This window comes from Okeania hirsuta (assembly GCF_003838195.1).
GTDB classification, from domain to species: Bacteria; Cyanobacteriota; Cyanobacteriia; order Cyanobacteriales; family Microcoleaceae; genus Okeania; species Okeania hirsuta.
This window is the reverse complement of the sequence record NZ_RCBY01000329.1, coordinates 1-6305: the sequence shown is the minus strand read 5'-3', so window position 1 is coordinate 6305 and position 6305 is coordinate 1. Positions and strand designations below refer to the sequence as shown.

The following is a 6305-nucleotide window of genomic DNA, read 5'->3' as shown; positions in this document are numbered from 1 at the left end:
TTCCTGTAGATATTCACCCTTGGGTTTACACAAACGATATAAACGGACATGATATAATAACTATAATTAAATTTTTAATACTTGTAAAAAAGGTATGGTAAGGCTTAAATATGCGTGATTTTTTGCAGGTTTCACTGTTATTAGCTTATTCTTTATAAGAATTATAAAAAAGGTGATTATGCCTGTATTAATTATTTTTAACAATGGAAGTTTCACCTCAATATAGCATCACTTTTAGTAATTAGTATAAGAGGAAAAAAACTTATATGTAGCAATAATTCATCTGCTACTTAAAATTAGTAGGGAGTGGTGCATAACTCCCTACTTAATTAACTTAGTTAAATCTGCTGCAACTCATCTAAACGAGCCAAAACTTCTTGACTATGAATAGGCGGTCTTACCCCGAGAAAAATCTCCTGCAACATCCCATCTGGATCGATAATAAAAGTATGTCGCATTGAGAAAAAATTCATCCATGAACCGTAAGCTTTGTTAAACTAAGCCAGGTAAGTTACCCTACCCGACTCGTCTTCAGAACCGGACGTGAGACTTTCACCTCATCACGGCTCCTCTCTTAAACGTCCCTTTTCATGGGCACATCCCTGTCTTAGTGTCAACATATCGTCAACCCATAAATAATCTTCAGGTAAGTCCTGTAACTTTAGTTCTGCGTATGTCTTTTTATCTAAGGCAGTTTTAGTATCGTGGCAATGTCGGTGCAATAGTTGTTTATTTTTATATGTGTTGTCACCACCTTCAGACCTTGGTTTTATATGGTCAACTTCAATTAGGTCGTTTGGTCTAAAGGTTAGTCCACAAGATGCGCATTTATTCTTTTGCCGTTTTAACAGCGTTGTGACTTCTTTCCTTACGCCTGGATGTTTTCCAATTCTGCTGCTCCAATAAGTCCAGTCACCGTCATAGGGTGATTTATTATCTTTTACTTTAATATGCCGTATAATAGGTACATCAAAGTGCAGATTTAGTATATATTCGCCTTCGTTAAGTACCCAATTTCTGATTCCTTTTATGCTGGGGAAATACTTTTTCTTAACCCAAATGGCTGACTTATTCGGATGCCTCCTACTTGCCCATCTCCATAGCCTTTTCCATAGGAGGTCATCAATTTTTTTGAATATCTCCTTACTGACTACGGCTGAAAAGTAGTTAGCCCATCCTCTTATTACCGGATTTAATTTAGCTATTAGAGCTTTAGTAGGGGCAGTTTTGTGAGAATCACATATATCTGCCAGTTTCCGGTAGTGAGTTTTGATACTTTTAGAGGAGGGTTTTATCAGTGTTTTAAATCCTTGTTTAGTTGACTTAACCTTCCATTGCCTAACTGTAAAACCTAGAAAATCAAATCCAGGCTGATTCCCTTCATATTCTTCCAGGGTATGGGCAATTTTGGTTTTTCCTGGTTTTAGTTCTAGTCCTACCTGGTTTAACCATTCCTGTATTACGGCTTTTGCTTGCAGGACTACTTTGATATCTTCGTGAAGGATAACGAAGTCGTCAGCATAGCGTATTAGGGAGAGACTTTGACGTTTGTATTTCTTTGCCATTGCTCTTCCATTAGGATGTCTAATCGGGAGTTTTTCGGCAAATTCCATTACTCTTTCCTCTAGACCGTGTAAGGCGATGTTTGCTAGTAGGGGACTAATTACACCTCCCTGTGGTGTACCTTCCACAGATTTTAGGAATTGTTTATTATCAAACACTCCAGACTGTAACCATTGTTTAATTAATCGTCTGTATGGTGAATGACCTAATTTCCTCAGCAGTGCATCATGGTTAATTCGGTCGAAACATTTGGATATATCTGCATCAAGCACATATTTGGGTTTATGGTTAATGCTTATATAGATAGCCTCTATGGCATCATGGGTTGACCGTCCTGGTCTAAAACCATAACTGTTGGGTTCAAAGCGTGCCTCCCACTCTGGTTCCATACCTAACTTAACCAAGGCTTGTAATGCACGGTCGTACATCGTAGGGATTCCAAGTAGTCGCTTTTCATCCCTGCCTGGTTTTGGTATCCAGACTCTGCGGGTTGGGCTTGCTTTGAGGTGACGTGATGCGAGTAGATTCACCAAGTTGAATCGCTGCATTGGAGATAGATTTTTAATACCATCTACTCCAGCAGTTTTCTTGCCTTGGTTATCCTGTGTCACGCGCCTAACAGCTAGCAACCTTGCGTAATAGCTTTTGGTCAGAAGTTTTTGGTATCTGTGCATCTTGCGGAATTCGCCACTCATGGATGCTCTGTAAATCAATTTTTGTAATTTGAACACAGATTTCTCTACCTTCTTCCAATTAATATCCTTCCATTTAAGGTTAGGATTAATTGAAACTTGTGAGGGTATATCCTCTGTATCCCATGCTACGCTTAAAAATGGTTTAGGATTACCTAAGTTTCTTTTCAGTGTTTGAGCTTTGTTCATTACTATTCATTGCCTTACATTACGCCTAACAGTGGATACGTCTGCAAATTAATGCTTCTTATCCAATCCTACTCTCCCTAAGACCTACAACCTTTGTGTAGATTTACCTTGAATGGCTTCCTAAGTTCTCGACCTATACTCTTAGGTGTCTTAGAGAGGTTTCCTCGTTCCCTTATTCCTTATTTACGGCTGATTTAGTAGGATAAAATCTCCCGGAGGGTTCGGTATGGTTGTCGATAATCCCGTAAGTATAGAATTATCCATAGACCCTCTGACTTTCGTCCTACATCCCATAGCTACCTTTGAGATGGTTTGGAATAACGAGAGTTTGATTACCTTCCTGTTTGTCCACTTGTCAGCCTTTGCTTGCGGTATCGTTCCTGGTAACTGGTATTTTCCCGCTTTTAGGCCAGCTTCACCAGTTTGATGTTCAGTCTCACCAGTGTGGCCTATGCTTTCTACCTAGACAACGAGGCGGTGGAATTTCACCACTAAGGAAATAAGAGTTTTCCGATGGCCAAATATTTAACCTCCTTTAAGATTAGCCATGGAAGGCTAGATATATCTGCTTTTCAGCAGTTTGACTAACCAACGAGTCGCACACTAACACTTCCATCCGTATCAGCTAACAATGGAAATTTCAATCCCTCAGAATCACAAAATTCTGCATGAGAATCTACATCATCTGCACTAACACCTAAAATTTGAGTATTTCTAGAAATATATTTTGGCAAATCTTGTTGGAATCTACGCGCCTCAATAGTACAACCAGAAGTAAAATCTTTAGGATAAAAATAAAGCACTACCCACTGACCCCGATAATCAGATAAAGAAATTTCTCCATCTCCAGTATTCGTGGGTAAAGTAAATTCTGGTGCTGGTTGGTATAACTCCGGTAATTTTCCTCCAAGTGCCCAAGTATTAGGAATAAAGTTAAACCAAGTTATCAAAGCTAAACAGCTAGCTAAAAATATGCTAATTAGATTCCGACGGGTGGTCATAATTTACGATGAAAACTCTACTTCATATAAGTTTACTTGAAGAAGGCAGAAGGCAGAAGGCAGAAGGCAGAAGGCAGAAGGCAGAAGGCAGAAGGGAAAATTGCTGATGGATAGTCTTCAATACGCCACTCCGTGTCTACAAACCCCAAGCAATTTTCAGCACCGCAAGTGACAGTGGGGTATTAAACCCATAAAAGAAAAGATAAATTTAGGAAAAAATTTTCTCTGGGGAAATTGTTAAAATCTAATATTTTATTTTGGATTTTGAGGAAAAATAGCGTTTATCAGAAAAGCCAGAAAATTTATTATATAATAAGCAACTTGTACAAAAATTTTACCCATAAAATTAGGAAAAATGGAAGAAGATTTACCACAAATATCAAGTCCAGCAACAGTATTAATGGTGATTGATAATCAAATAGTTACTATAGAAATTGATGGTATAAATGCACCAATAACTGGAGGTAATTTTGTTGATTTAGTAGAACGAAATTTTTATGATGGTGTCAGATTTCATCGCATCGAAAATCAACCACAATTTTCATTAGTTCAAGCAGGAGACCCTTTCAGTAGAAATCCAGATATTCCTTTGGAACTTTTAGGAAGTGGTAATTTTGTCGATCCACTAACAAATGAAACTCGATTTATTCCTTTAGAAATTCGGCCGTTAGGACTTGGGCAAGAAATTATTTACAATCAAATAGTTTCTCCTCCATTACAACTGCCAAATGTAGTAGGTGCAATTGGAATGGCTCGTATAGAAGTGTTAAATTCTGCATCTTCTCAATTTTATATTCCCTTGAATGATTTATCAGTATTAGATGGTAGTTTTGCCGTATTTGGTAATGTAATAGATGGGTTAGATGTTATAGAAGAACTAGAATTAGGTGATAGTATTACTGCTGTGAGAGTTACTCAAGGAATAATCCCTAGTCGAGTTTCACAAATTATTACTGATACTACTCTGCTCAATAATTTTATTAATATTGTTAATCGTGCCAATATTCCATTACCTATTGATTTCTTTCAAGTTTTAACAGAAGGAGATGATATTTTTCCAATTTCTACAGAATTATCTCAAGAAGTATTTGGTGTTTTAGGATTAGAAGGAAATGATGAAATTACAGGTTCAATACTTAATGATGTAATTAATGGTAATCAAGGAGATGATAGTTTAGATGGTAGAGATAGTTCCGATTATCTTCGGGGTGGAAAAGGGTTTGATTTATTATCTGGTGGTCCTGATAATGATATTCTGAATGGCAACTTAGATAGTGATACTTTATTTGGTGGTAGAGGAGATGATTTTTTACGCGGTGGTAAAGATAGTGATGTATTAACTGCTGGGGAAGGAAATGATATTTTAATTGGTGATGCTGGTACGGATAATTTGGCTGGTGAAGCAGGTGCAGATACTTTTATTTTGACATTAATAGAAAATGAAGAATATAATGCAGATATAGTAGCAGATTTTAATTTTTTAGAAGGGGATAGAATCGGTGTTTCGGTACAAATATCTTCCCTATCTTTTACTCAAGAAGGAAATAATACAGTTATTCAATTAGAAGGTGAAACAGAGGAAGATAATAGGATTCTTGGTACTGTGAATAATTCGACAGCAGAGGAAGTGAGAAGTGCCAGTTTCTTTTTCGATTTTACTACTATTTCTGTTCCTGATGCACTGCCTTTTGGAGATGCAGCTTTGAGAATTGGATAATTGAATTTATGGAAAAGTTTATTAGTAGAAAAAGAGGAATATAATATCAAGTATTTTAGTTTTAACTAGAGCTGTTTTTATTTCTTATACTTTACTGTACAAGAATGAAAAAAATTAGGTAGTGCTCAACAATGATTAAAAGAAGTTTATCCTCATTTTCAATTGACCTTCTTCCTGTACTTAAGCAGTTTTGTCGGCAACAAAATTTAAGAATAGAATATAATGAAGTAGCAAATTTTGGACAACTCAAGGAACTAAGGAACTAATCAACCAATGGAACAAATAAAAAGTACCGAAGAATATTTAGAAGAGCTAGAATTAGTTGATTTAGAAGGCCAAGAAGTCACAGTGGAAATGGTGGTACAAAAGGTATCCCAGGAAGAAGAAGAAGAAGAAAATGAAAATGAAGAAGAGGAAAATGAAAATGAAGAAGAGTCTGGTGAGAGAGAAAAAATTACTGTTACACTCAATTCCGCCGCTGCTCCAGTAACAGCAGCTAACTTTGTCAATCTGGTAGAGCAAAATTTCTATGATGCTCTGGCATTCCATCGGTTTGTAGAAGGTTTTGTAGCTCAAGGTGGCGACCCCCAGGGCAGAGATCCGGATTTTTTGATTGAAGATTTAGGCTCGGGGAAATTTATTAACCCTGCAACAGAAGCACCACGGGAAATACCTTTGGAAATTCAAGTTGCAGACACAGGAGAAATTGTCTATAACGAAGTAGTTGCCGATCCAGTAGAGTTATCCCATGAAGCAGGGGTCATAGCTATGGCTCGCTCTCAAGCATTAGATACAGCTTCTTCGCAATTTTACTTTACCTTGGATAATGTTGCCGATCAACTGGATGGGGGTTATGCAGTATTTGGTGAAGTGAGCGAAGGTTTTGATTTTGTGCAAGAGATTCGAGAGGGCGATCGCATTCTTGTAGCTAGGGTAGTTGATGGAGATATATCTAGTAGAACTTCAGAGATAGCTACTGAATCAGATTTACTCAATGATTGGATTAATGCGGACAATGAAGTGAAGGTATCTTATGTTCTTTCTATTGATGAAGATACTGAAAATGAAAATGACGATAGCGATGCTGATTCTGCCGAGGATGATATTGTTGAGACATCTATACTAGATGACGCTATCCTTGCC

At 37.2% G+C, this 6305-nt stretch carries 4 protein-coding genes and 2 pseudogenes; 3 read left to right on the top strand and 3 right to left on the bottom strand.

The window, feature by feature from the left end; all coding sequences use genetic code 11:
* Positions 1-338: 338 nt before the first annotated feature.
* Positions 339-494: pseudogene (locus D5R40_RS29435) on the bottom strand (peroxiredoxin); the annotation flags it as partial.
* Positions 495-560: 66 nt separating this feature from the next.
* Positions 561-2444: a group II intron reverse transcriptase/maturase gene (ltrA, locus tag D5R40_RS29430; RefSeq protein ID WP_240039161.1), complete on the bottom strand. Its 1884-nt coding sequence runs from the start codon at positions 2442-2444 to the stop codon at positions 561-563.
* Positions 2445-2670: 226 nt separating this feature from the next.
* On the opposite strand from ltrA, the gene D5R40_RS29425 reads away from it, so the two are divergent.
* Positions 2671-2871 (top strand): hypothetical protein, encoded by a 201-nt coding sequence (locus tag D5R40_RS29425; protein WP_240039162.1) that lies wholly within the window; start codon positions 2671-2673, stop codon positions 2869-2871.
* 175 nt (positions 2872-3046) lie between these two features.
* Here D5R40_RS29425 and D5R40_RS29420 read toward each other — a convergent pair.
* A pseudogene (locus tag D5R40_RS29420) lies at positions 3047-3445 on the bottom strand (peroxiredoxin); the annotation flags it as partial.
* A gap of 355 nt (positions 3446-3800) precedes the next feature.
* On the opposite strand from D5R40_RS29420, the gene D5R40_RS29415 reads away from it, so the two are divergent.
* Positions 3801-5162 (top strand): peptidylprolyl isomerase, encoded by a 1362-nt coding sequence (locus D5R40_RS29415; protein ID WP_124147123.1) that lies wholly within the window; start codon positions 3801-3803, stop codon positions 5160-5162.
* Positions 5163-5435: 273 nt separating this feature from the next.
* A partial coding sequence (locus D5R40_RS29410) for a peptidylprolyl isomerase (RefSeq protein ID WP_192901327.1) occupies positions 5436-6305 on the top strand: 870 nt, incomplete at its 3' end.